Source organism: Kitasatospora sp. MBT63, from assembly GCF_000710465.2.
GTDB lineage: Bacteria > Actinomycetota > Actinomycetes > Streptomycetales > Streptomycetaceae > Kitasatospora.
This window is the reverse complement of sequence record NZ_JAIZ01000479.1, coordinates 1-23,166: the sequence shown is the minus strand read 5'-3', so window position 1 is coordinate 23,166 and position 23,166 is coordinate 1. Positions and strand designations below refer to the sequence as shown.

Sequence of the window (23,166 nt, the reverse complement as noted above, 5' to 3'; positions counted from 1 at the left end):
GACGCGACCGTGCACAGCGCTGCGTCGCAGACAGCACCCTGGGGGTGTTCCTCGTGGCATCGACGCGTTGGGATTTCGCAACACTGGAAGAGTCCGTCGACCGGGCCGACATGCTCGCGTCGCCGGTCCACGAGCGGGTGCGCCGGCTGGTGGCGTCGTACGCCAGGGACCGGGACGACTGCCGGATGCTGCTGGAGGCCTTGGGCCTGGCGGCCCCCGAAGAGTCGACGCCGGCCGCCGACCCCGAGGACGGATAGTCGCCTCCCCCCGCATCGACCTCCCGGTTCCCGGGAGCGCGCCCGCGGCCCCGAGCGGCGCCCCCTCGCACCTCCCGGGCGGACAGGTGACGGTGACCTTGGCGTGCGATCAGGCGGCCGGCTTCGACGGGACGAGGACGACCTTGCCGAGGTTGCGGCGCTCCTCGATCAGGGCGTGGGCCCGGGCGGCTTCGTCGAGGGGGATCTCCTCGTGCACGGCGGTGCGCAGGGTGCCCGCGTCGCGCATCTGCCAGAGCTCGCGCCGCCAACGGTCGTAGAGTTCGGGCTTGCCGACGGCGATGGCCCGCATCTGGAAGCCGATCACCGAGGCGCCGCGGACCAGGAGTTCGTACGCCTCCACCGTGCCGCCGCCGGAGCTGAAGGCCACCAGCCGGCCGCCCGTCGCCAGGGTCCGTACCGCGGGGCCGAGGAGATCGCCGCCGACGCCGTCGAGGATCACGTCGTACGGGGCGCCCCAGTCGGCGTCCTGGTAGCGGACGACCTCGTCGGCGCCCAGCCCTCGGACGAAGTCGGCCTTGTCGGCGCTGCTGACCGCGGCGACGACGCGGGACGCCCCACCGGCCTTGGCGTACTGGAGGGCGAGCGTGCCCACGGCACTGGCCGCCGCCGTGACCAGGACCGACTCGCCGGGCTCCACCCGCGCGGCCTCGTAGGCGCCGCGCGCGACCAGCCCGCTGCGGACCAGCGCGACCGCTTCGACGGCACTCGCGCCGTCCGGGACCGGGGACGCCATGGCGGAGTTCAGGACCGCGAACTCGGCGTACGCGTCGGCGAAGCACAGCCCGGTGACACGGTCCCCGACGCTGAAGGCGGTGACCCCCGCACCCAGGGCGACGATCTCGCCCGCGACCTCGCCGCCGAACGGGACCGGCCCGCTGCCCTCCCGCACCTTGCGCACGGTGGGCAGCGTCACCCCGACCGCCTCGACCCGGAGCAGAACCTCCCCGGCCCCCGCCACGGGTCGCTCGACCCGCTCCGCGAACAGCACGTCGGGCCCGCCGTTGACCTCATGGCGAATGCGCAGCACAGGACCTCCCCGATCCGAACTCATTGGATGTCCCAACGATATGGCCAATGTCGTTGGGAAGTCCAATGACTTTGGCTAGGCTGAGCCCATGACTTCCGACCTGCAACGCATCCAGTCCCTGCCGACCTGGCTCATCGGCCGTGTGGCGGCGAGCGGCCGGGGCATGGTCGCCGACGCGATCGCCGCGGAGGGGCTGAAACTCATGCACCACGCGGTACTGGCGGCGACGGCCGACTACGGGCCCGTCACCCAGGCCGACCTGGGCCGTCGGCTGGCCGTCGACCCCAAGGACATGGTCGGCATCCTCAACCACCTCCAGGCGAAGGGCCTCGTCCTGCGCGCCCCGCACCCCTCGGACGGTCGCAAGAACGCCGTCACCGTCACCCCCGACGGCGCTGCCGTCCTCGCCCGCTGCGCAGCCCTGGCCGAAGCCGCCAACGCCGAACTGCTGGCGCCGCTCACCCGGGACGAGCAGAAGCAGCTGATGGCCCTGCTGACCCGGCTCCACGAGGCGGCGGACACCCCGGCCTGATCACACAGGACTGACCGGACAGCTCTGCCCGGGCGTGTCCGGGAAGGGCCGGATGCCCGGTTGCCACTGCGGGGGCGGTCCCGCTCCTCGCGGCAAGCGGCCCTCGGGCGGCCCTCGGTGGAACCGGAAACGGTGGAGCTGCGTCGCGCTACACGGAAACGATCATCTCGGGGGGGGCGGCATGGAGTTGACGGAGAACCGGGCGAGGGCCGGCGGCTGCGCGCGGACGGTGATGTGGGGCCTGGCGGCGTTTGTGCTCGCCACGGCGGGCACCCTCTACGGCGGCGCCCGGGTGTCGGAGGCGTGGCACTGGTGCCTGACCCAGGATCACGAACCCGACCCCACCATGGCCGCGGCCAGCCGTTCGGTGTGGGTCGTCATGCTCGTCGTGCTGGTGGTGCTCCGCGCGGTGGTGTCCGACCTGGTGCACAGCCGGTGGTACGTGCTGCTGCCGGTCATGTGCGCCGCCACCGCGGTGCTGACCTGGCTGTACGTGACCGGGATGGGAGGCCCCGCCCCCGTGCCGCCGGGGGCCCCGGAGGAGCAGGCCTGCTGGACCATGCCGGGCTTCCCGTTCCTGGGCTGACCCACGCCTCGCCCGGGGACGCGGCCGGGCTCTCGCGGCCGCGTCCCCGATCAGTCGAAGCGGTGCGCGAACGGCCGGTCCGGGCAGCTGCAGCACTCGAAGAGGTACACGCCGCCCAGGTCACCGAGGCTCAGGTCGGCACCCTCGAAGCCGCGGTCGCGGTCCTCGGCCGGGGTCCACGCCCACCGGGGGCCGCTCTCCTCGGTGCTCTCCACCGTCAGCAGGTGGTCCATCGGCCGCCGGCAGCCCGGGCAGCACGGCCACACGGGATCCTGACCCCAGCCCGGCCAGCCGCCCAGCTTGGACCCGGGCGCGGTGGACAGGTGGTCCTGGTAGTCCCAGCCCGTCTCCCGTTGCACCCGGTCGATGCGGTCCTCCAACTCGTCCCAGAGTTCCTCCGGGAGGTCCCAACTCGCGTACTCCGTCACCAGTTCGGGGTGCAGGACACACGGCCGCGGCACGTTGCCGTACCCCGCCCGCGCCGGCGCCGGTGGCGCCTGCCGCACCGGCCCGACGGCCGCCGCCGACCGCCAGTGCACCGCGGGCACCACCCACCGGTCCCCGTGGTACAGCGGGCACCAGAGCACCTGGAGCAGGTCGCACCCGGCGGGGAACGGCACCAGGTCCGGTACGTCGCCGCGGTGGATCTGGACGACCGCGACCATGGGCGACCCCGAGTGCTCGGGGCACGACGGCCACGGTTCCCCGGCGGGCCACAGCAGCGGCCCGCCGAGCGAACTGTCGCCGGGCGCCGGCTCGCCCCGACGGGGGTGCAGCCGCACGGTCTCCCGGCGGAACGGGACCACCTCGGGAAAGAGCTCCTCGACGGGCAGCGGGCGCGGGGGCGTTCGACGGGTCACCGCTGGACCGTACCCGCCGCACCCGGCCGGGCGCACCGGGGATTTCGCCGCCGTCACAGGCTCAGCAGCAGGTCCCGGACGGCCGCGGGCCGGGACAGGAACGGGTGGTGGCCCGTGTCGAGTTCGACGACGCGGCCGGCCCGGCGGGCGAACTCGCGCTGCAGCGCGGGCGGGGTGCCCCGGTCCTCGGCGCAGACGAGGTACGTCGACGGCACCTGCTGCCAGGCGGCCGCGCCGACCGGCTCCCCGGTCACCCGTACGCTCTGCCGGGCGAGATGGTCCGCCGCCTGCACCTGGACAGCGGGGTCGCAGTCCTGGAGGAACGTGTCCACCAGCAGCTCGGGGCGGACCCCGAAGGTGCCGGCGCCGGGGTCGACGTCGAGGAACGGGGCGGGGCCGCCGTCCCCGAAGTCCGACAGGCTCTGCCCGACCTCGGGCAGGTAACTGGTGATCAGCAGGAGATGGCGCACCGACCCGACGCCCGCGGCTGCCTCCGCGGTGACGATACCTCCGTAGCTGTGCGCGACCACCACCGTCGGCGCGTCGCCCGCCAGCAGCACCTCCCGTACCGCCGCCACGTCCTCGGCCAGCCCGGCGCCGCCGACCCCGGGGGCAGCCCCCGTCTCACCACAACTCGGCAGCGCCGGGGTCGCGCTCTCCACGCCCCGCTGCTGCAACAACTCGGCGGTGCGGTGCCACCACCACGACCCGTCCCGCACGCACGCCCCGTGCACGAACACGACCCTCATCGCCACCTCCACGTCCGTCCCGGTCCCCCCGGCCCATCCTGCTGCGCCGGCAGCCCGCCCATCAGGTCGCTCGGTGATCTCCCGAGGGATCGGAAGGTAAAAGGTGGGCAAAGTGGCGGGCTGGTTCACCGAAACGGCTCTCTCTTCCGATGGGAACGGCCGTACGGCCGTCCGTCGTCCGCTCCGCACCGAACAGCACCGAACCAGGATGGTCCCGTGAACGATCTGCCCATATCGCCCCTCCACGCGCTGCCGGACGGGAACGCCGAACTCCACGTCGTTCTCACGCTCAGCTGGAACGACGTCGCCTCCCTCGGGCGGGAGGCTGGCCGGCTGGCCGCCCGTCTGCAGCGCGCGGTCAGCCTCGATGAGGCGGCCAGCCACGTCCTGAGCTCCCGGCCGGAGACCGCCGCCCCCGCCCGGGCCCGGGCCAACCCGGCCCTGGCGCAGCCCGCCGCGCCGGCCGTCCCCGCACAGGTCGAACAGGCCCGGCAGAGCGCCGAGCTGATGATGCGGCCGACCGCCCCCACGGACCCGGCGACCGCGGGCGCACCGGCGTCACCCGTAGCAGCCGCAGCGACCGTCCGGCCCGACGCGGTCGCCGCAGCGAGCCGGCCGGCCTCGGCGGCGCCCACCGCGGCTCCCACCGGGGTGCCCACCGCGGTGCCGGTCGCGGCGCCGGCCGCCTGAGCACTCCCGTGCGGCGGCCCCGGCGCGGCCTGCTCCGGGCCCGGGACCGCCGCACACCCGCGGTGGCCTCTGGTCCGCCCCTGCGCGGGACGCGCCGTCGGCGAGGCCCCTAGCATGGGCGAATCTTGATCATCCCCGGGCCGGGCGGCCAATGGCGCCGCGCCGGCCCGGCCCCCTCCGAGGGAGCCGCACCCGTGCCGACCAGCCCCACCGCCATACCGCCGTACGCCGTTCCCTGCCCCGGGCCGGACGGCTCCGCCGGGCGGTACGCCCTGGTCTCCGGCGACGGGCGGCTGGTACGGGCGCCCGACCTGAGCGCGGTCGGGCCGTTCCACCCGGACGGCCGGGGCGGGCTGGTCGCCCCCGCCGCCGACCCGCACGGCCGCTGGGGCCACCTCGACCAGCACGGCGCCTGGCTGGCCGAACCGGCGCTGCGCCGCACCGAAGCCTTCGACGACAGCGGCCTCTCCCGGTTCCGGGCCGACGACGGCCGCTGGGGCTACGCGGGCACGGCACACCCGTCATCCCGGCGACCCTGGCGGCGGCCGGGGAGTTCCGGCACGGCCTGGCCACCGCCCGCACCGAGGACGGGGTGGGCCATCTCGACGCCACCGGCCGCTTCGTGACCCGCCCGAGGTTCGCCGCGGCCGGGCCGTTCACGCCGGACGGGCCGGCCCCCGTACGGATGGCCGACAGCGGCCTCTGCGGCTACCTCGACCGCACGGACCGGACGGTGGTAGAGCCGCGGTTCGACGGTGCACGGCCCTTCGGCCCCGACGGCGCCGCGCCCGTCCGGGTCGGCGACCTGTGGGGCCTGATCGACGGGACGGGGGAGTGGATCGTCGAGCCGTCCTTCCCGATGCTCGCGCCTTCGACGCACACGGCCTCGCCTTCGTCCTCGGCGGCTCCGTGGGAAGACGCTTCCGCGGCTTCCTGAACGCCCGCGGCGAGGTGGTGATCACGGCCCGGAACCGGGTGTCGCAGACCTTCGGGTGCGGGCTGGTCCGCTTCGACAACGGCTTCGCGCACGGCTACCTCGACGCCACCGGCAGGGAGGTCATCGAGCAGGCGTACGAGTGGGCCGAGGACTTCGGCGCCGCCGGGGCGGCCGTCGCCCACTACCTCGAACCCCTGGACGACGAGGACCCCGAGGAGGCCCGGGCCGCGGCCGCCGACCGTCCGTCGGGCCGGGCCTGGGGCGTCCTGCACCCGGACGGACGGTTCATCCCCGTCCGCCACCCCGAACCCCTCACCGACGCCGCGGGCCGGATCCTCGGGTTCACCGCGGGCAACGGCCTCGCCGCCTTCGTCACCCGCGACGGCGGGGTGGCCCACGTCGACCGCGACGGCCAGGACGTCTGCCGGGTCGAGGCCGCCGCCGACGGCGCCACGCTGCGGCTGGTGGACCGGTCCGGGACCCTCCTGTGGGAGACCACCACGGCCGAGGGCACCTTCGAGCGCGTCGAGCCCGCGCACTGCCGGGAGGCACACTCCTACCTGACCTACCCGGGCGCCCCGGACCGCGACCTCACCGACCTCGCGGCCGAACTGCTCGCCGCCGGCCCCCGCCGCTTCGAGCCCTGCTCGCTGATCTTCGGATCCCGGGAGGACCCGTACGAGCCCGCCGACCCCGAGGACGACCCGGACGAGGACCGCTCCTCGTACGGCGCCATGACCGTGCTCGCGGAGGCCTTCCTCGAGGCCGAGCACCAGCACGACCACTCCTTCCTCCAGGACTGGACGGTGGAGCGGTTCGGCGAGCTCGAGTCCGACGCGGTCGAGCGGCTCACTGCGCGCTTCGGCGAGCCGCTGCCCGGCGTCGAGATCCACCTGGCCACCGGCGACGGCGAATCGTCCACGGTCTGGCAGGTCGGCGAGCGGAAACTCGTCCTGCAGTCCTACTTCCTGGTCGGCGACGGGGACGTGGAGATCCAGCTCTGGCTCGCCGCCATCGCGCCGAACGACGAGGACCCGCTGCCGTGACCCGGTCGTGGGTCAGCGAGGGGTCAGCGTGCGGTCAGGCGGGTGGGGCATGCTGAGGGCACGTCAGGGAGCGAGCGAGGCTCCCTGATCGGGAGAGGTGCCCGGAGCGGTTCATCGGGTGCCTGGCCGGCAACGGCCGAGCAGGGTCCTCCGGGGCCCGCGCAGGTTCGAATCCTGCCCTCTCCGCAGCGTGTGCACCCCGTTCCGGCCCCCGCTCCCGACGCCCGGCAGCCGGGGGCGAGGTCCCGTCGGAGCCCGGACCTTCCCCGTTGTCGTACCGGTGCGGCAGGATCGGCACATGACGGAACAACAGATCGACGGAGAGTCTTCGGCCCGGGCGGCCGCCACCTACCTCGCAGGGCTCGGCGAGCGGCTGCGGGGTGACGGATGCGTGGTGACCTCGACCACCTGGGGCGACCACCACGTGGTGATCGGCAGCCGGTCGGACCGCCGGATCCAATGGTTCGGCACCAAGGTCGAGCTGTTCGTCCTCGCCGCCGCCGTGCCCGCGGTCGACCAGGCCGTGCTGGCCGAGTACACGGGCTGGGCGATGGACTACACCAAGCACCTGCGCAGTGGTCTGCCCGGCGCCCGCAACGCGGCGATGATCCTCCCCGCCCTGGTCAGCGGCAGTGTCCAGCGATCCGCGACGGACTGGGCCGCCAAGGACGCCCGGAGCCTCGGGACGACCCTGGTCGGCCGTCCCGTCACGGTGCAGACGGCGCCTGCCGGTGCCGGCCGGGTCACCATGTACCGGGGCCGGGTCGCGTGGGGCGGGATGTTCACGGGGCACGTCCTGGAGAAGGCGTCGCTGTACTTCCCCTGAGGGCTTCTGCCGATGGCCGCTCCCGGTCCCCGGCGGGATGCGGCATCGACGAGCCCGGCGCGCAGCCCTACCGGGGGCTGCCGGTCCCTCGGTCGGGCAGCCCCCAGAAGGATCCGTGCAGGCCGATCCGTGCGAAGTATTCGCCTGCGGCGGCGGGGTCGCGCCGGGTGTAGCCCGCGTCCAGGCGGCCGGTGTACCAGTCGGCGGCGAAGCGCCAGAGCGTCTCCAGGTCCATGACGTAGCCGCGCTCCTGGCCGGTGCGCCGCAGCCAGCTGCCGACGCAGTCGGTGGAGCAGAACAGGCGCTGGTTGCCGCAGGTGCGGACCACGTCGTCCCAGACCCGGTGCATGGGGACGAGGAAGTGCGCCACCTGGTCGCCGGGCGGCGGCGCCTGACGGCCGACCACCCAGGCGTGCGGGGTGTCGCAGGCCGGACAGCGGGTGGCGACCAGGACGTCGGGCTCGTCCCGCAGGAGGTGGGGCACGGCGAACGAGTCCCAGGCGCAGCCGCCCCACCACAGCGTGCGGGTCCCCATGATGGAGAACCCGAGCGGTACGGACGCGAACGGGTGGGCCATCACGATCCGGTCGCCGTCCCGCGGGTCCAGCACCACGTCACGGCTGCCGTGCAGCGTGCGGAGCTCCCGGCGCACCCCGCCCGGGGTGAGGAAGGTCAGCGCGGCGAGCTCCGGCACACCCGGGGCGCGGCCGGTCCGCGCGAATCCGTGGTAGACGGCCAGGCGTACCCGTTCCGTCGCGGGCAGCGGATCCGGGGCCTCCGGGCGGGTTCCGTTCATCCTGCTCGCTCCTCCGTCGGCGGGGGCGGCCCGGTCCGGCCGCCGGTACCAGGATCGACCACACCTGCGCCGGGTGGCGCCCGAACACCCGCCCGGTGAACGGCCGATCGCCGGCGCGGGGCTCAGGACCGGGCGTCGCCGTCGTCCTCGTGCTCCGGCAGGTCGCCGGAGAGCAGGTGCTCGGCGCCGCCCTCGAGGAGCGCGGCCATCTCGGCGGAACGCGGGAGCATGGTCGTCTCGTAGCTGCGGACGGCCTCGTCGACGGTGTCGGATCCGGCTATGGCGAGGGCGAGTTCGGCGGCGTCGAGCATGGCGAGGTTGACGCCGACGCCGAGCGGGGGCATGAGGTGGGCGGCGTCGCCGAGCAGGGTCACCGTCGGGTTGTGCTGCCAGGTGTGCGGGACGGGAAGGGCGAGGATCGGGCGGTCGACGTACGGGCCGTCATTGTCGGTGATCAGCCGGCGCAGCCGGGGTGACCAGTGGGCGTACTCGTCGAGCAGCAGGGCGCGGATGCCGTCGGTGCCGTCGGCGCCCAGGCCGCTACGGCGGATCCAGTCGACCGGGGCACGGCGGATGAGGTAGGCGCGGATGTGGTCGCCGCTGTTGCGCTGGGCGAACAGACCGCGGTCGCCGTCGCCCGCGGCGGCGCTGCCCGGGCCGACCAGCTCGGCGACCTCGGGGTGCAGCTTCTCCACGTCGGAGAACCAGGCCTCCACGAAGCTCACCCCGGTGTACTCCGGAACGGCGGGAGAGACGGCCCGGCGCACCCGGGACCAGGCGCCGTCGGCGCCGATGACCAGGTCGGCCTCGACGGTGGTGCCGTCGGCGAAGTGCAGCCGGCGCGGCCCGTCGGCGGGCCCGCCGACGGTGGTGAGGGTGTGCCCCCACCGGACGGTTCCCGGCTGGAGGGAGCCGAGCAGCAGGTCGCGCAGCTGCCCGCGGTCGATCTCCGGCTTGAACAGTTCGCCGTCCTCGGGGACGTGGTGGGAGATGACCGTGCCGGCCGGGTCCAGCCTCCGCATCTCCTGCCCTTCGGGGCGCGCCAGCTCGAAGAACCGCTCGAGCAGGCCGGCCTCGCGCAGGGCGAGCTGGCCGTTGTCGGCGTGCAGGTCGAGGGTGCCGCCCTGGTTACGGGCACCGGGGCCCGGGTCGCGGTCGTACACGGTGACCGCGATGCCGCGCTGCTGGAGGATCCGGGCGCAGGTCAGGCCGCCGGGACCGGCGCCGATGATGCTGATCCTGGCCCGGGCGAGTGCGAGGGGGTTCATGGTCTTCCTTCCATCGGGTGCCCGGTCACGGCCGGTGGACGGGGTGCCGCCGGCCCGTCGGGCACCGCCCACGCTATTGGAACGGTTGCAAATATGCAATCGTTCCAACATTGGCGCGATCCCAAAGCGGCGGATAGGGTGATGACCATGGCAGACACGACCGACCGCACCGCAGCGACCGACCCCACGGCAGCGGGCGACCGGACAGGCACTGCCGGGCGGCGCGAACGCAAGAAGGCCGCCACCCGCCGGGCCATCGCGGACACGGCAGTGCGGCTGTTCCTGGAACGCGGCTACGAGCAGGTCGGCGTCCGCGAGATCGCCGAAGGCGCCGACGTCTCGGTGTCGACCCTGTTCAACTACTTCCCCGAGGGCAAAGAGGCCCTGGTCTTCGACGAGGACGCCCGCAACGAGGCCGCCCTCGTCGGCGCCGTCACCGACCGCCCCTCGGGCCGGACGATCCCCCAGGCGCTGCGCGCCCACCTCGCCGCCTTCGTCGACTCGGCGCACACCAGGGACCCCCGCTTCGCCGACTTCGAGCGGCTCGTCAACGACACCCCGGCCCTGCGCGAGCACTCCCGCACGATGTGGCTGCGCCACGAACACGCCCTGGCCCGCGCCCTCGCCGACCAGACCGGCCGGCCGCACGACGACGTCATCTGCGCCGCCTACGCCCGCTTCACCCTCGAATCCCTCGCGTTCGCCCGCACCTGCCCCGACCCCGCCGCAGCCGTCGACCAGGTCTGCCTCCTGCTCGACCAGGGCTGGACCGCCACCGTCGCCCCCGACGGACCCGCCGCCGACCAATCCCCCTCCGAGTAGGACCCGCACCGCGCCCGGGACCCCACCGGACGCGCCCGACCGGGTCAGGGGTTCTTCAGGGTCGGGATCAGGGGCGGCCCGGAGGCGCCCGCACCGCGAACGGCCCTACCGTCGGTGCGGCGGGTGCCGGATGCTCCGACCCCGACCCATGCACCTGTGGAGAGGCGAGCGAGTGTTCCGGAACAAGGCATTACCGGTGGGGGCCCCGGGCCCGGCCCACGTCGGCACGGAGGGGACCGGCGACCTGCTCCGCCTGACCGCCGTTCACCGGACGTACGGCAGGGGCGAGAACCGGGTGCGGGCGCTCGACGGGGTGGAGGCCGGCTTCGCGGCGGGCAGCTTCACCGCCATCATGGGCCCATCGGGTTCCGGCAAGTCGACGCTGCTGCAGTGCGCCGCCGGCCTCGACCGGGTGGACGAGGGCCAGGTCCTGCTCGACGGCGCGCCCCTGCACGAACTGTCCGAGCGGGCCCTGACCGCGCTGCGCCGCGACCACCTGGGCTTCATCTTCCAGTCGTTCAACCTGATCCCCGCACTGACGGCACGCCAGAACGTCGAACTGCCACTGCGACTGGCCGGGCGCCCCCTCGACCCGGCGGCGATCGACCGCAGCCTGGCGCAGGTGGGCCTCACCGGACGCGGCGGGCACCGGCCCGCCGAACTGTCGGGCGGCCAGCAGCAGCGGGTCGCCATCGCGCGGGCCCTGGTGACCGGACCCAAGGTGATCTTCGCGGACGAACCGACCGGCGCGCTGGACTCGCGGACCGCGCGGGAAGTCCTGGCGCTGCTGCGCGGCGTCGTCGAGGAACACGGCCGGACCGTCGTCATGGTCACCCACGACCCGGTGGCCGCCTCCTACGCGCAACGGGTGGTCTTCCTCGCCGACGGCAAGGTGACCGGCGAGCTGTCCGGACCGACGGCCGAGACCGTGGCCCTGAGGATGGCCGCACTGGAGCCCGGCGAGAGCACGGCCGAACCATGCTGACGATCGCCCTGACCACCCTGCGCCACCGGCTGACGGGCTTCGCGGGCGCCTTCCTCGCCCTCGCACTCGGCACCACGATGATCGGCATGATGACCCTGACCCTGGCCGCCACCTTCGGCACCCCGCACCCGGGTCCGCAACGCCTCGGGCGGGCCCCGGCCGTGGTCGCGCCGCAGGGCTTCGAAGGCCGCCCCATGAAGGCCCCGGCGGTGCTGCCCGCCGACCTCGTGGCGCAGGTGGGCGCGGCCGGCCGTGCCACGGCCGACCGCAGCTTCCCGGTCCGGCTGGACCCCGGCCCCACCGGGACGACCGGCCACCCGTGGTCCTCCGCCGCCTACGCCGGCTACCACCTGACGGCCGGACACGCCCCGCAGGCCCCGGACGAGATCGTCGTCGGTGGCGGCGACCGGGCGCTGATCGGAGCCCGCACCCGGGCCCTCACCTCCGACGGTGCCACCGACTACCGGGTGGTGGGGGTCACCGACGCACGCTGGTTCGAGAACGCGGTCTTCTTCGGCGACACCGAGGCCGAGCGCCTGTCGCCCGGCGTCAACGCCCTGGTCACCGACCGGGACCCGGAACAGCTGCCCGCCCTCCTGGCCGGCCGGGCCGTGGTCCTCACCGGCGACGACCTGACCCGGCTCGACACCGACCCCACCGGCGGCGCCCAGGCACTGGCCAACGCCCAGGCGATGGCCGGCAGCACCACCGGCCTCGCCGTGTTCGTCGCGGTGTTCGTCGTCATCGCGACCTTCGCCTTCGCCACCGAACAGCGCCGCCGCGAACTGGCACTGATGCGGCTGGTCGGTGCCGCACCCCGGCAGGTGCGCCGCATGGTGCTCGGCGAGGCATTGCTGATCGGCGTCGCCGCAGCCCTCGCCGGCAGTGCCCTCGCCCCGCTGTGCACCGTGCCGCTACGCGCCTGGATGCTCGACCACGACGTTGCCCCGGCCTGGTTCACCATCCCCCTCGCCCCCCTGCCACTGCTGATCTCCTTCGTCATTGGCGTGGCCGCCGCCCTGGCCGGCTCGGCCGCCACTCTGGTCCGGGTATCGCTGATCCGGCCGGTCGAGGTGCTGCGCGAGAGCGCGGTGGAGCGCAGCGGGATGACGCCGCTGCGGTGGCTGCTGGGCATCGGGATGCTGATCGCCGCCGTCGCCGCGGGCACCGTCATCGCCCGCACCGAGCCCTACCTCGCGGCCAGCGCCCGCAAGTACGAAGCGGTCCCGGTCCTCTACGTCGGCGCCCTCACCCTGCTGGCGCCGGTCCTGCTCCGGCCGGTCACCCTGCTGCTGACGGCGCCGCTGCGCCGCTCGGCCGAGGCAGGTCCGCTGCTGGTACGCGAGAACATCCTCACCTCCCGGCGCCGTACGGCCGCCACGGTGGCACCGGTCGTGGTGGCCGTCGGCCTGGTCGCCGCCCTGCTGACGGTGCAGAAGTCCGGCGACGCCGTGGTCCTCGCCCGCCAGCAGCAGGAGATCCACGCTGCGGACGTGGTGGTGCCCGGCGGTCCCGGGATCGACGCGGGGACGCTGGCCCGGCTGGCCGCCGTACCCGGGATCCGGGTCACCCCGGTCACCTCGGTGAACATCCGGATCGGCACCCCGCAGGGCGAGCAGATCGACTCGCTGAGCGCGAGCGCGGTACCCGCGGCGGCGCTCGGCGGTACCGTCACACCGCTCGTCCGCTCCGGCTCGCTCACCTCGCTGCCCGGGAACTTCCTGGTCATCGACGAGCACGCGGCGGAGTCCGACGGCCTGTCCGCCGGGGACCAGGTGGTCATGCTGCTGCCGACCGGCACGCGGGTGCCCGCCGTCATTGCTGCGGTCGTCGCCCGCGGGCTGGACGGCGACGACACCTACCTGTCCGCCGCACTGACCGGCCCGGTGATGCCGAGCCGGGTCTACCTCGACTCCCCGACGGACTCGGGCCGGCCGCTCGACGGGCAGCAGACGGCCGCGGTGAACCGGGCGCTGGCCGGCTCCGGCGCCCACCTCACGACCTACGGCGCCTACGTGCAGGCCAGGCAGGCGCACGCCGCCGTGCAGACCGACAACGCCGCCGTGGTCATCCTGGGGATCGCGCTGGCCTACGCCCTGATCGCGGTCGCCAACACCCTGGTCATGGCGGTGGCCGGGCGACGGCGGGAGTTCGCCCTGCTCGGGCTGGCCGGCGCGGGGCGCGGCCGGATCGTGAATGTTGCCGTCGCCGAGTCGGCCGTGGCGGTGGTCGTGGGTACCGTCCTCGCCGCGACGGCGACCGGGCTCGCCGCGCTGACCCAGCACGTCTCGCTGACCGAACTCGCCACCCACGCGCCGACGGTGGTCCCGTGGACCCGGATCGGCGGGACCATCGCACTCTGCGCCCTCGTCGCCGTGGCCATCGCGTCGGCCGCTACCTGGCGCGCGACCCGCCGGCGGCCGGTCGAGGCCGCGGCCGGCCGGGAGTAGGGGACGGCGGGGACCCGCCGCGGCCGGGCCCCGCCGGTCCTCCGCCCGGTGTCAGCGCGCGGTCAGGCCGGTGGGGCATGCTGAGGGCGCGTCAGGGAGCGAACACGGCTCCCCGACCGGGAGAGGTGCCCGGAGCGGTTCATCGGGTGCCTGGCCGGCAACGGCCGAGCAGGGTCCGCAAGGGCCCGCGCAGGTTCGAATCCTGCCCTCTCCGCCCCTCCCCGCCCGGCGGGTGCGGTGCACCGTAGGGTCAGGACTCCTGACCGGTGGCGGCGAGGACGATCTCACGGATGGTGACGTTCGGCGGCTGCCGGTAGGCGTACGCGATGGCCTCGGCGACCGCCTGCGGATCCAGGGCGCCGCCCGCGGACTTCTTCCACGCCTCGTAGTCGCCCCTGATCCGCGCGTCGGTGGTGTGGGAGAGCAGCTCGGTCTCCACCGCGCCGGGAGCGATGGTGACCACGCGCACCCCGGCGGATGCGACCTCCTCGCGCAGGTTCTCCGACATGGCGTGGACGGCGAACTTGGTGCCCACGTACGCGGTGTGGTTCGGATAGGTCTTGCGGCCCGCGACAGAGCTGACGTTGATGATGGTCCCGGCGCCGCGGGCGACCATGCCCGGCAGGACGGCGCGGATCCCGTACAGCACGCCTTTGATGTTCAGGTCGACCATCCGGTCCCACTCCTCGGCCTCCTGGTCCGCGATCCGCCCCAGCAGCATCGCCCCGGCGTTGTTGACGATCGCGTCCACCGGACCGAACCGCTCCTCCGCCTCGCGCACCGCCGCCTGCAGCGCGTCCCGGTCGGTGACGTCGACCCGGCGGCACAGGGTCTCGGGCAGGCCGAGCTGTTCCAGCCTCTCCAGCCGCCGCGCGAGCAGCAGCAACGGGTGCCCCTCGGAGGACAGGAGCCGGGCGGTGGCCGCCCCGATGCCGGAGCTGGCACCGGTGATGACGATCAGGGGCTTGGACAAGGCGCTTCCCTCTTCGGTTCAGGTGCGGACGGAGTGCTTGCCATCCAGGAGACCACCGCGGGTCCGCCGCGGCGCGCTGCCACCGCCGGTGCCGCTGCCGGTGCCGGTGCCGGTGCCGGTGCCTCGGCCCGGACGGACCGGCACGCCCGGACGGCCCAGCACGTCACCGGGGCGCGACCCCTGTTCCACCCCCCCACGTGGATCGCAGGTGGCGGCTGCCATCATCGCCGGATGCACACGGCACCACCCCCGCTCCCCGACGCCCCCGCACTCACCACCGACGCCGCCGCGACCTGGCGCTCGGGCCGGGTGTGGCAGTGGCTCGACTCCCGTTGGGTGGCTCTCCTGCCGGTGATGGTCGTGGTCGTGGCGGTGGCGAGCGACGCGTCCGGATCCTGCCCGACGCCCGCCTCCTGCGCCTCGGACCGATGGCAGGGGGCCGCGGCCGTCCAACTGCTCATCATCGAGGCCGTCGTCCTCCTGGCGAAGGTCCGTCGTCGCGCCGCCTTCGTGACGGTCGTCGGCGCCCTGCTGTGGCTGCTCCCCAGCGGTCTGCCGAACCAGTCCACCCGTCTGACCGCAATCGTCGCGCACGCTCTCGTGGCCGCCGTGCTGTTCCGGGCCGAGGCCGCCCGCCGCCGGGTCAGGCAGCAGTTGGACGCGCTGATGGGCCCGCCCGTGGCCTATCCGTGGACGGCGGCCGGGTCCGCCCACCCGGGTGGCGGGCCCGGCCGGTCGCGGGTGCGCGGGGTCCTGGCCGGGCTGCTGATCGCCGCAAGCGCGGTCCTCGTCGCGCTCGGCATGATCGACCAGAGCGAGGCCGAGGCGCGGATCGCCGCGGCCACCCAGGTCGAGGGCACCGTTCTCGACGGGGACTCGCTCGGCGCCGAGGTGGCCTTCCGGCGGCCCGGGGGAGCCACCGACGAGAAGGTGTCGCTGACCATCACCTGGGACTACACCCCGAGAGCCGGCGACCGGCTGCTCCTGCTCGCCGACGGCCGCGGCTTCGTCGGGATCGTCGGGGACACGCCCGACATCGACGGCTGGCTGGCGGCCGCGACACTCGCCGGCACCGTGGGCGTCCTACTGGCGGCCTCCGCCGCCGGGACGGTCCGCCGGTACCGGGCCTTCGCCGGTGCGGCCGGACCGGCGATGCGAGTGCTGGTGCAACCCGACCGGGCCGGCGACCTCCTGGTCCGTCCCGCCGACGGGGACCTCACCGCACCGGGCCTGTGGCGGCTGCGCGAGCGCGCGGTCCACCGTTGGCGCACGTCCGGGGAGGACGCCCCGGCCTGGGTGGCGGAGCGGCGCGGGCACGGAGGCTGCAACGCACCGGGCGGTAGCGGGGACCCTGTCCGTCCGGAGGGGGCGGCCGAAGCCCCCGACCAGGCCGACCGACCCGTTCCGGCCCTGCTCTACCACGGTCCGGGCGGCCGGTCCGCGCAACTCCTGGTCTTCCGGTCACCGGCGCCCGACGCGGACTGGCTCGCCGTGGTGGCCCACGAACGGCCCGCCGCGCCGAGGTTCCGCCGCCGCGACCGCTATCGCGAGGATCAGCTCGCCGTCGCGGCGATCGCCGCGAAGGCGCTCGCCGAGGCGCCGGACGGCCCCGCGGAGCGCGCCCGCCGGATCGAGATGCCCGCCCTCCTGCGCTGCACCGCCGGTCCGCTGCTCGCCCTGCTCATGGGCGCGTGCGTGTACTACCTCGGTGGTGACTTCGGCTACCAGGGCCTGTTCTCCGCGCTTTTCATCGGCACCGGCGCGTTCGTCTCCCTGGCCGGCGCCTGCACCTGGCAGATCGACCTGGACCGGGACGGGCTGACCATCGCGGCCACGGCGTTGGTGCACCGCTACCCGTGGGCCGAGGTCGAGGCGGCCGCCGTCCACCGGGGGAGGCTGACCATCCAGCGTAGGGGCGGCGGGCAGGTCGAGCTGGATGCCTGGCCCGCCCGCATGCTCGGGAAGCGGCTCGGCGGCCCGGCCGCCCCGCTCGCCGTCGCCGCGACGATCACCCTGCTCGCCAACCGCCCGGAGCGGCGGCCCGAGGACACGTTCGCGGGCTCGCGGATCGGCCGCCCGCACCTGCTGATCAACCGGATCGCGCTCGGCTCGTACCTGCTCTTCGTCCTCGCGCGCTTCCTCGTGCTCTGACCGGCGGGCGCGGCGGCCGGGCCCCCTACCCGGGGGTGGTGATCCCCGGGGGAGCTCCGCCCGGTCGTCGTGGTTGCGCGGTCGGCGGCGGGGCGATGGTCGCGCCCCGGCCGGGGGAGGGGACCCAGTCCCACCGGGAGAGCGGCGGCACCCTCCATGTACGGCCGTGTACGACGGCGTCGAACTCGCCAGGGCCGTCGCCGAGCACCCCGGTGACGTCGACGCCGCGCCGGCCGCGTACGAGCAGGAGCTGTTCCTCCGCAGCGCCCGGGCCGCCGCCGAGGCCGTCGAGATCCTTCCGGCTCTGCTGCCTCGACGACGACGCTCCCCGGGGCCTGATCGGCCTGACCGGCCTGTTCGCCGGGCAGCCGCGACCGGTGGCGGTCACGGCCGCGCGAGGCCGGCGGCGGGTCAGGCGCCGAGGGCGTGGACCATGGCGGTGATGGTCCGGAGCTGGGGGGCGTCCTTCACGGCGAAGTCCGGGCCGGTGTAGCCGAACCAGTCCCAGCAGCCCTGCGGGTTGACGGGAACGAGGCTGGAGACGGCCTGCGGGTAGAGGACGACGAGGTTGTTGGTGTCGGCGTAGGTGTCGAGGTTGCCGCGGCGGGGGAACAGGTCGCCGAGCAGGTACTGCCCGGAGAGGCAGCCGTGCAGCGCGACGACCAGCTTGCACGGCTGTCCGGCGGCGCAGGCGGGCGGGGTGTAGAGCAGGCCGGTGGAGTCCATGCTCAGGCGGGGCGCCGAGCCGCCGGGGGTGTAGCGGTTCTGGTCGAAGCGGGTGAGGGTGCCCGCGGGCGCGGCGTGGTTCGGCGGGTCGACGTGGCCGAGCCAGTGGGTGAGCATCTCGCGCTGCGGGTCGTCACCGCAGTCGTTGACGAACGGGGGCAGGGTCAGGCCGCACGGCACCACGCCCTGCGGGCTGACCCAGGAGTGCCCGGCCCAGTCCGAGTCGTGGTAGACGACCCTCGCGCCGAAGTCCTGGTAGAAGGCGACGCCGCTGTCCGAGACCAGCGGGTTGACCACCGGGTCGAGGCGGCCGTGGTAGACGTACACCGGCTTGCCGGCGAGGTTGCCGACCGGGTCGATGCGGCCCTGGCCGGCCCATTCGACGGCTTGCTGCTCGAGCTCCGGCAGGCCGTGGCCGACCAGGCAGATGGCGGCGTCGACCACATTGCCCCGGCCGCAGTCGTAGGGTCCGGCGGCGACGATGCCGGCGCCGTCGAAGGTGCCGGAGTAGGCCACCTGGAGCTGGGTGGCCAGGAAACCGCCGGAGGAGACGCCGGTGACGTAGGCGCCGGTCAGGTTGAGGTGCGGCAGACCCGGCGCGGCCTCGGCGGCCCGGACGGGCGCCGCGGGGCCGAGCGCGGCGAGAGCGGTGGCGGCGGCAACGGCGGCCGCCCGGCGAAGGGTTCGGGACAGCCGGGGCAGGACGCGGAACACCATGGAGCACTCCCTCGGGTGGGTGGGGTGAGGTGCGTGAGGTGCGTGAGGTGCGTGGTGCGGTCCGGGCGCGGAGCGGCACACGCTCGCCCCGGCCAATCGATCGGTTGGTGACTGCGCGGCTGTGGAGTACGATCCGACCTCGGCGCTACGCTGTCAACCAATCGATCGGTCGGAACTTCGGCGGCGGCACCGCCGCGGACCCCAGGAGGACCACGTGGAGCACCCCGGCTGGCAGCCCCGCCGGACCGCGGCCGTCGGACCCGACCTGCCCGCCGGCGTGACCCCGCCCGGCACCCGGGGACGCATCCTCGAGGAGGCGCTCGGCCTGTTCGCCGAGGCCGGGTTCGCCGGCACCTCCATCCGGCAGATCGCAGCCGCCGTCGGCATCAACTCGGCCACCCTGTACGCGCACTACCCCTCCAAGGAGCACGTGCTGGCCCACCTCGTCCAGGTCGGGCACGAGGAACTCCACGCCCGGCTCGCCGAAGCCGTGGCGAGCACCCGGACCGCCGACCCCGCCACCCGGGTGGTGGCACTGGTGCGCGCCCACGCCGACGTCCACACCCGCTTCCCGCTGCTCGCGATCGTGACCGACGGCGAGATCCACTCCCTCTCACCGGACCTCGCCGCACCCGCCCTCGAACTGCGCCACGCCTGCTGGCAGTTCCTGCTCGACGCGATCGAACAGGGCATCGCCGAAGGCGTCTTCCACGTGCCCGAACCGCTGCTCGCCGCCACCGCCATCAGCGCCATGGGCGTGCGGGTGGCCCACTGGGCCGGACCCGACCAGCCCTTCACCCCCGAGCGGATCGCCGAGGCCCACGGCGAGTTCGCCCTGCGCATCCTCGGCGCCACCCCCTCGACGGCTGCCACCGCCGGCTGACCGCCCCCGCGGCCGCCCCCGCGACAAGGAGACCCATCCGTGCATCCGGTCGTCCGCACCACCCACGGCCTGCTCCGCGGCACCCGCAGCGCCGACGGCGTCGCCGCCTTCCGCAACATCCCGTACGCCGCGCCGCCGGTCGGCCCGCTGCGACTGCTGCCGCCGCAGCCGCCCGCCCGCTGGGACGGCGAACGCGACGCCACCGCCCCGGGACCCACCGCACCCCAGGCGCCGTACGCCCCGCCGCTGGACGTGCTGCTGCCCGAGATCACCGTCCCCGGCGAGGACTGCCTCAACCTCAACGTCTGGACCCCGGACACCGCGGCCCGCCTGCCGGTGATGGTCTGGCTGCACGGCGGCGCCTTCACCAACGGCGCGGGCTCGCTGCCGATGTACGACGGCAGCGCGTTCGCCCGGGACGGCGTCGTGCTGGTCACCCTCAACTACCGGCTCGGTGCCGAAGGCTTCCTCGACCTGCCCGGCACCACCCCCAACCGCGGCCTGCTCGACCAGATCGCCGCCCTCACCTGGATCCGCGACGGCATCGCCGCGTTCGGCGGCGACCCCGCCAACGTCACGGTGTTCGGCCAGTCCGCCGGCGCCATGAGCATCGCCACCCTGCTGGCCGTGCCCCGGGCCCGAGGACTGTTCCACCGCGCGATCCTGCAGAGCGGCGCCGCCCACCACACCCACGGCAGGGCCACCGCGGGCCTGATCCGCGACCGGCTGGCCGAACTCCTCGGCACCGCACCGGAACCGGCCGCTATCGCCGCCCTGCCCACCGCCACCCTGGTCGAGGCGCAGCAACGGCTGCGCGCGGCCGTCACCGCCGACCCCGACCCCGCGCGGTGGGGCGAGGCCGCCCTGAACCTGCTGCCGTTCGAACCCGTGGTGGACGGCGACATCCTGCCCCGGGCACCGATCGACGCCGTCAGCGCCGGGGCGGCGGCCGGGATCGACCTGATGGCCGGGACCACCACCGAGGAGTTCCGGCTCTACCTCGCCCCCACCGGCCTGCTCGACGCCGTACCCGAAGCCGCCCTGCCGCACCTGACGGCCCGCTACGGCCTCCCACCCGGCGCCCTCGACCGCTACCGGGCCGGCCGGCCGGACGCCTCGCCGGGAGAACTGCTCGCCGCCGTCGCCACCGACTGGTTCTACCGCATCCCCGCCATCCGCCTGGCCGAGGCACACGCCCGGCACCGCCCCGCCGCCACCTACCTGTACGAATTCGCCTGGCGCTCACCGGCGTTCGACGGCCGGCTCGGCGCGTGCCACGCCGTCGACGTCCCGTTCACCTTCGGCGTCCAGGACGATCCGGCGCTCGCGCCCATGCTCGGGGACCACCCGCCGCGGCAGCTCGCGGACGCGGTACGCCGCGCCTGGACGTCCTTCGCCACCACCGGCGACCCCGGCTGGCCGCCGTACACCCCGGACGGCCGGGCCACCCGGGTCTTCGACACCGACCCCCTGCTGGTCACCGACCCCCGTCCGGACGAACGCTCCCTGTGGGACGGCCGCCGCTGACCCCGCCGGCCGGCGGGTCCCGTGCGGCGGGCTACCCGGCGGGCGTCGCCACGGCGTCCGCGGCCGGGCACAGGTAGGCGTCGAGGGCGGCCGCGGCGGTCAGCATCGCCAGGCCGCGGGCCCGCAGCCGGCCGCGCCACTCCTCGAGTGCGGCCTGCAGCGGCTCCGGGCCGCCCGCCGTCCGGACCTCCGCCAGGACCCGTGCGATCCGGTCCAACCCGTGCCCGCCGCGGCGCAGTTGGTGGGCCAGCAGGGCATCGCGGACATCGGCGGAGCCGTAGACGCGGTACCCCGTGCGGGCATCACGCCGGGGGACGACCAGCCCGGCCCGCTCCCAGGTGCGCAGGGTCGCCGGCCGGAGGCCGAGCCGGTGCGCCAGCGGTCCGATGAACGTCACCCCCGGCTCCGCCTCCGGTGCCCGCTGCGGCGCCAGGCCGCGCAAGGCGTCCTCGACGTCCTGCAGCGTGTTCCGGTCGCCGGCCAGCCGGACGTGGCTCTCGTCGATCAACCGCAGTGCTTCGTCGACCGCACCGCCGTTCACCGCCCGCATCACCGCCGCCGCGGTCGGGTGGCCGTGCGCGGGGACCAGCGCCAGGAACGCGCGCAACGCCGCCGCATGGCGAGGGGAGTACCGGCGGTAGCCGTGCGGCGAGCGCCCGGCCGGCGGCAGGATCCCCGCCTCCTCGTAGTTGCGCACCGCCTGGGTGGACAGGCCGTGCTCACGCGCCAGATCAACGGGCCGTAGCCACATGGTTGAAGCTTTCTCCTTCTAGGCGGCCGAAAATGCCGGAAAAGTCTACACTGAAGCTTCAACGATACGGTTGAAGCCATGACGGCCTCGATCCGGGACGCCGCCCGCCCCTTCGGCGGCGCCTCCCTCACCGCGCTCCTGTCCCCGGCCACCCGCCTGCTCGGCCTCGGCGAGCCCACCCACGGCGTGGAAGCCTTCCCCGAACTGCGCAACGAGCTCTTCCGCCACCTCGTCGAACACGAGGGATACCGCTCGATCGCCCTCGAGAGCGACTGCCTGGCGGCCCTGGTCGCCGACGCGTACGTGGCCGGCGGTCCCGGCAGCCTCGACGACGCCATGGACCGCGGCTTCAGCCACGGCTTCGGCGCCTCGCCCGCCAACCGGGACCTGCTGCGCTGGATGCGCGCCCACAACGGGCAGCACCCGGACCGGGACCGCCTGCGCTGCTACGGCTTCGACGGCCCGCTCGAGATCAGCGGAGCCGCGAGCCCGGGCCCGGCCCTGACCGCACTGCACGACTACCTCGCCCCCCACGTCGACCTGCCCTGCGACCGCGAGACCCTCGACGGGCTGCTCGGCCCGGACGGGCGCTGGACCGACCCCGGCGCCATGACGGACCCGGCCCGGTCCGTCGGCCGCACCCCCGAGGCCGCCCGACTGCGGCTGCTCACCGACGACCTGGGCGCCCTGCTGACCGCGCACGCGCCGCACCTGACGGACGCGACCTCGCCCGGCGGGCTCTGGCTCGCGGGCCTGTACGCCCGCACCGCCGCCGGACTGCTGCGCTACCACGCCGCCCTGGCCGACCCGGCGCCCACCCGCCTCGGCTCCCTGATGCAGCTGCGCGACGCGATGATGGCCGACAACCTCGCCGCCGTCGTCCGCCGCGAGAGCGGGCGAGGTCCCACCCTGGCGTTCGCCCACAACAGCCACCTGCAACGCGACCTGAGCCACCTGCGGTTCGGCGGCCGCCTGCTCGAGTGGTGGAGCGCCGGCGCCATCATCGGCACCACCCTCGGCGACGAATACGCCTTCGCCGCCACCACCTTCGGCACCCGCGGCTCCGACGTCCCGCAGCCGGGCACCTTCGAAGCCGTGCTCTCGGCCCTGCCCCACCCGCGCGCGGTCCTCGACCCGAGCCGGCTGCTCACGGCCCTGGACCCGAAGCCGCGGCGCCGCGTCCCGGCCGATCACACCTACGCCTCCCTCGCCCCGGACGCCGTCGACCGGGCCGACGCCGTCGTGTTCCTCCGCGAGGTCTGACCGGCGCGGTCCCTTGCCCCGGCCGGCGTGACCCGGGGACGGCGGACAGTGCCCCATGATCGAAAACCACGGGCGTCCGGCGGCCCGGCGGCGTTAGGCTCCGCGCGCAGTCACCCCCACCGACCAGGAGAGACCATGCGGAGAACTGTCGCAGCCCGGGCCGCCGTGCCCTTGATCACGGCCGTCGCGCTGTCGGGCTGCGCCTCGGCGCGGCCACCGGAGCCCCACGCTGCCGCCGTCTCCCCCTCGGCTGCGACGTCCCCCTCGGCCGCCGCCCGGCCCGCCCAGCCCGCCCGGGTGGCGCTCGGCCCGCTGACGGAGGA

Annotated in this window: 23 protein-coding genes, 2 tRNA genes and 1 pseudogene; 18 read left to right on the top strand and 8 right to left on the bottom strand. The window is 74.9% G+C overall.

Annotated elements, in window-relative coordinates; all coding sequences use genetic code 11:
* Positions 1-44: 44 nt before the first annotated feature.
* Entirely contained in the window at positions 45-257 is a 213-nt protein-coding gene (locus tag AA75_RS47940) for a hypothetical protein (RefSeq protein ID WP_158515568.1), read from the top strand.
* Positions 258-366: 109 nt separating this feature from the next.
* On the opposite strand, the gene AA75_RS26155 is transcribed toward AA75_RS47940, so the two are convergent.
* Entirely contained in the window at positions 367-1,305 is a 939-nt protein-coding gene (locus AA75_RS26155; protein ID WP_033822705.1) for a zinc-binding dehydrogenase, read from the bottom strand.
* An 88-nt stretch (positions 1,306-1,393) separates the two neighbouring features.
* Here AA75_RS26155 and AA75_RS26150 point away from each other — a divergent pair, with 88 nt between their 5' ends.
* Positions 1,394-1,837 carry a MarR family winged helix-turn-helix transcriptional regulator gene (locus tag AA75_RS26150; protein ID WP_033822704.1) on the top strand — a complete coding sequence of 148 codons (444 nt, stop codon included), beginning with the start codon at positions 1,394-1,396 and terminating at the stop codon, positions 1,835-1,837.
* A 181-nt stretch (positions 1,838-2,018) separates the two neighbouring features.
* Positions 2,019-2,423, top strand: coding sequence for a hypothetical protein (locus AA75_RS26145; protein WP_033822703.1), 405 nt, complete (start codon positions 2,019-2,021; stop codon positions 2,421-2,423).
* A 50-nt stretch (positions 2,424-2,473) separates the two neighbouring features.
* On the opposite strand, the gene AA75_RS26140 is transcribed toward AA75_RS26145, so the two are convergent.
* Entirely contained in the window at positions 2,474-3,283 is an 810-nt protein-coding gene (locus AA75_RS26140) for a hypothetical protein (protein ID WP_051813388.1), read from the bottom strand.
* 53 nt (positions 3,284-3,336) lie between these two features.
* Positions 3,337-4,032, bottom strand: a complete 696-nt coding sequence (locus AA75_RS26135; RefSeq protein WP_033822721.1) for an alpha/beta hydrolase — start codon at positions 4,030-4,032, stop codon at positions 3,337-3,339.
* Between the two features lie 216 nt (positions 4,033-4,248).
* Between AA75_RS26135 and AA75_RS44860 the strand changes: the two genes are divergently transcribed.
* The 6 genes from AA75_RS44860 to AA75_RS26110 all read left to right on the top strand — a co-directional run bounded on the left by AA75_RS44860 (position 4,249) and on the right by AA75_RS26110 (position 7,531).
* Positions 4,249-4,722: a hypothetical protein gene (locus tag AA75_RS44860; protein ID WP_063794441.1), complete on the top strand. Its 474-nt coding sequence runs from the start codon at positions 4,249-4,251 to the stop codon at positions 4,720-4,722.
* A 194-nt stretch (positions 4,723-4,916) separates the two neighbouring features.
* A complete protein-coding gene (locus AA75_RS26125; RefSeq protein ID WP_051813386.1) occupies positions 4,917-5,348 on the top strand; it encodes a hypothetical protein in 432 nt (143 codons plus the stop codon).
* Positions 5,315-5,659 carry a WG repeat-containing protein gene (locus AA75_RS26120; protein ID WP_051813384.1) on the top strand — a complete coding sequence of 115 codons (345 nt, stop codon included), beginning with the start codon at positions 5,315-5,317 and terminating at the stop codon, positions 5,657-5,659. The genes AA75_RS26125 and AA75_RS26120 overlap by 34 nt, the downstream gene beginning before the upstream one ends.
* Complete coding sequence (locus AA75_RS26115; RefSeq protein WP_033822702.1) at positions 5,632-6,705, top strand: hypothetical protein; 1,074 nt, start codon at positions 5,632-5,634, stop codon at positions 6,703-6,705. The genes AA75_RS26120 and AA75_RS26115 overlap by 28 nt, the downstream gene beginning before the upstream one ends.
* A 91-nt stretch (positions 6,706-6,796) precedes the next feature.
* Positions 6,797-6,891, top strand: a tRNA-Cys gene (locus AA75_RS47935).
* A gap of 112 nt (positions 6,892-7,003) precedes the next feature.
* Positions 7,004-7,531 (top strand): hypothetical protein, encoded by a 528-nt coding sequence (locus tag AA75_RS26110; protein WP_033822701.1) that lies wholly within the window; start codon positions 7,004-7,006, stop codon positions 7,529-7,531.
* A gap of 67 nt (positions 7,532-7,598) precedes the next feature.
* Here AA75_RS26110 and merB read toward each other — a convergent pair whose 3' ends face one another.
* Positions 7,599-8,327, bottom strand: a complete 729-nt coding sequence (merB, locus tag AA75_RS26105; RefSeq protein ID WP_051813381.1) for an organomercurial lyase — start codon at positions 8,325-8,327, stop codon at positions 7,599-7,601.
* A gap of 122 nt (positions 8,328-8,449) precedes the next feature.
* The gene (locus AA75_RS26100; RefSeq protein WP_033822700.1) at positions 8,450-9,595 is read right to left on the bottom strand and encodes an NAD(P)/FAD-dependent oxidoreductase; all 1,146 of its coding nucleotides are present in this window, start codon (positions 9,593-9,595) and stop codon (positions 8,450-8,452) included.
* A gap of 147 nt (positions 9,596-9,742) precedes the next feature.
* Here AA75_RS26100 and AA75_RS26095 point away from each other — a divergent pair, with 147 nt between their 5' ends.
* The 4 genes from AA75_RS26095 to AA75_RS47930 all read left to right on the top strand — a co-directional run bounded on the left by AA75_RS26095 (position 9,743) and on the right by AA75_RS47930 (position 14,066).
* The gene (locus AA75_RS26095) at positions 9,743-10,417 is read left to right on the top strand and encodes a TetR/AcrR family transcriptional regulator (RefSeq protein ID WP_033822717.1); all 675 of its coding nucleotides are present in this window, start codon (positions 9,743-9,745) and stop codon (positions 10,415-10,417) included.
* A gap of 244 nt (positions 10,418-10,661) precedes the next feature.
* Entirely contained in the window at positions 10,662-11,402 is a 741-nt protein-coding gene (locus tag AA75_RS26090) for an ABC transporter ATP-binding protein (RefSeq protein ID WP_033822716.1), read from the top strand.
* Positions 11,396-13,852 carry an FtsX-like permease family protein gene (locus AA75_RS26085; RefSeq protein WP_033822699.1) on the top strand — a complete coding sequence of 819 codons (2,457 nt, stop codon included), beginning with the start codon at positions 11,396-11,398 and terminating at the stop codon, positions 13,850-13,852. The genes AA75_RS26090 and AA75_RS26085 overlap by 7 nt, the downstream gene beginning before the upstream one ends.
* A gap of 119 nt (positions 13,853-13,971) precedes the next feature.
* Positions 13,972-14,066, top strand: a tRNA-Cys gene (locus AA75_RS47930).
* Positions 14,067-14,102: 36 nt separating this feature from the next.
* On the opposite strand, the gene AA75_RS26080 is transcribed toward AA75_RS47930, so the two are convergent.
* Positions 14,103-14,825, bottom strand: coding sequence for an SDR family oxidoreductase (locus tag AA75_RS26080; protein ID WP_033822698.1), 723 nt, complete (start codon positions 14,823-14,825; stop codon positions 14,103-14,105).
* A gap of 231 nt (positions 14,826-15,056) precedes the next feature.
* Between AA75_RS26080 and AA75_RS26075 the strand changes: the two genes are divergently transcribed.
* Positions 15,057-16,976 (top strand): hypothetical protein, encoded by a 1,920-nt coding sequence (locus tag AA75_RS26075; RefSeq protein WP_033822697.1) that lies wholly within the window; start codon positions 15,057-15,059, stop codon positions 16,974-16,976.
* A gap of 411 nt (positions 16,977-17,387) precedes the next feature.
* Here the strand turns inward: AA75_RS26075 and AA75_RS26070 are convergent, their stop codons facing one another.
* A complete protein-coding gene (locus tag AA75_RS26070) occupies positions 17,388-18,419 on the bottom strand; it encodes a PHB depolymerase family esterase (RefSeq protein ID WP_033822696.1) in 1,032 nt (343 codons plus the stop codon).
* Positions 18,420-18,633: 214 nt separating this feature from the next.
* On the opposite strand from AA75_RS26070, the gene AA75_RS26065 reads away from it, so the two are divergent.
* Positions 18,634-19,302 carry a TetR/AcrR family transcriptional regulator gene (locus AA75_RS26065; protein ID WP_033822695.1) on the top strand — a complete coding sequence of 223 codons (669 nt, stop codon included), beginning with the start codon at positions 18,634-18,636 and terminating at the stop codon, positions 19,300-19,302.
* 39 nt (positions 19,303-19,341) lie between these two features.
* Positions 19,342-20,829, top strand: coding sequence for a carboxylesterase/lipase family protein (locus AA75_RS26060; RefSeq protein ID WP_033822694.1), 1,488 nt, complete (start codon positions 19,342-19,344; stop codon positions 20,827-20,829).
* Between the two features lie 31 nt (positions 20,830-20,860).
* Here AA75_RS26060 and AA75_RS26055 read toward each other — a convergent pair whose 3' ends face one another.
* The gene (locus AA75_RS26055) at positions 20,861-21,580 is read right to left on the bottom strand and encodes a MerR family transcriptional regulator (RefSeq protein ID WP_051813378.1); all 720 of its coding nucleotides are present in this window, start codon (positions 21,578-21,580) and stop codon (positions 20,861-20,863) included.
* Positions 21,581-21,658: 78 nt separating this feature from the next.
* Between AA75_RS26055 and AA75_RS26050 the strand changes: the two genes are divergently transcribed.
* Positions 21,659-22,843 carry an erythromycin esterase family protein gene (locus AA75_RS26050; RefSeq protein ID WP_033822693.1) on the top strand — a complete coding sequence of 395 codons (1,185 nt, stop codon included), beginning with the start codon at positions 21,659-21,661 and terminating at the stop codon, positions 22,841-22,843.
* A 135-nt stretch (positions 22,844-22,978) separates the two neighbouring features.
* A pseudogene (locus AA75_RS51475) lies at positions 22,979-23,166 on the top strand (hypothetical protein); the annotation flags it as partial.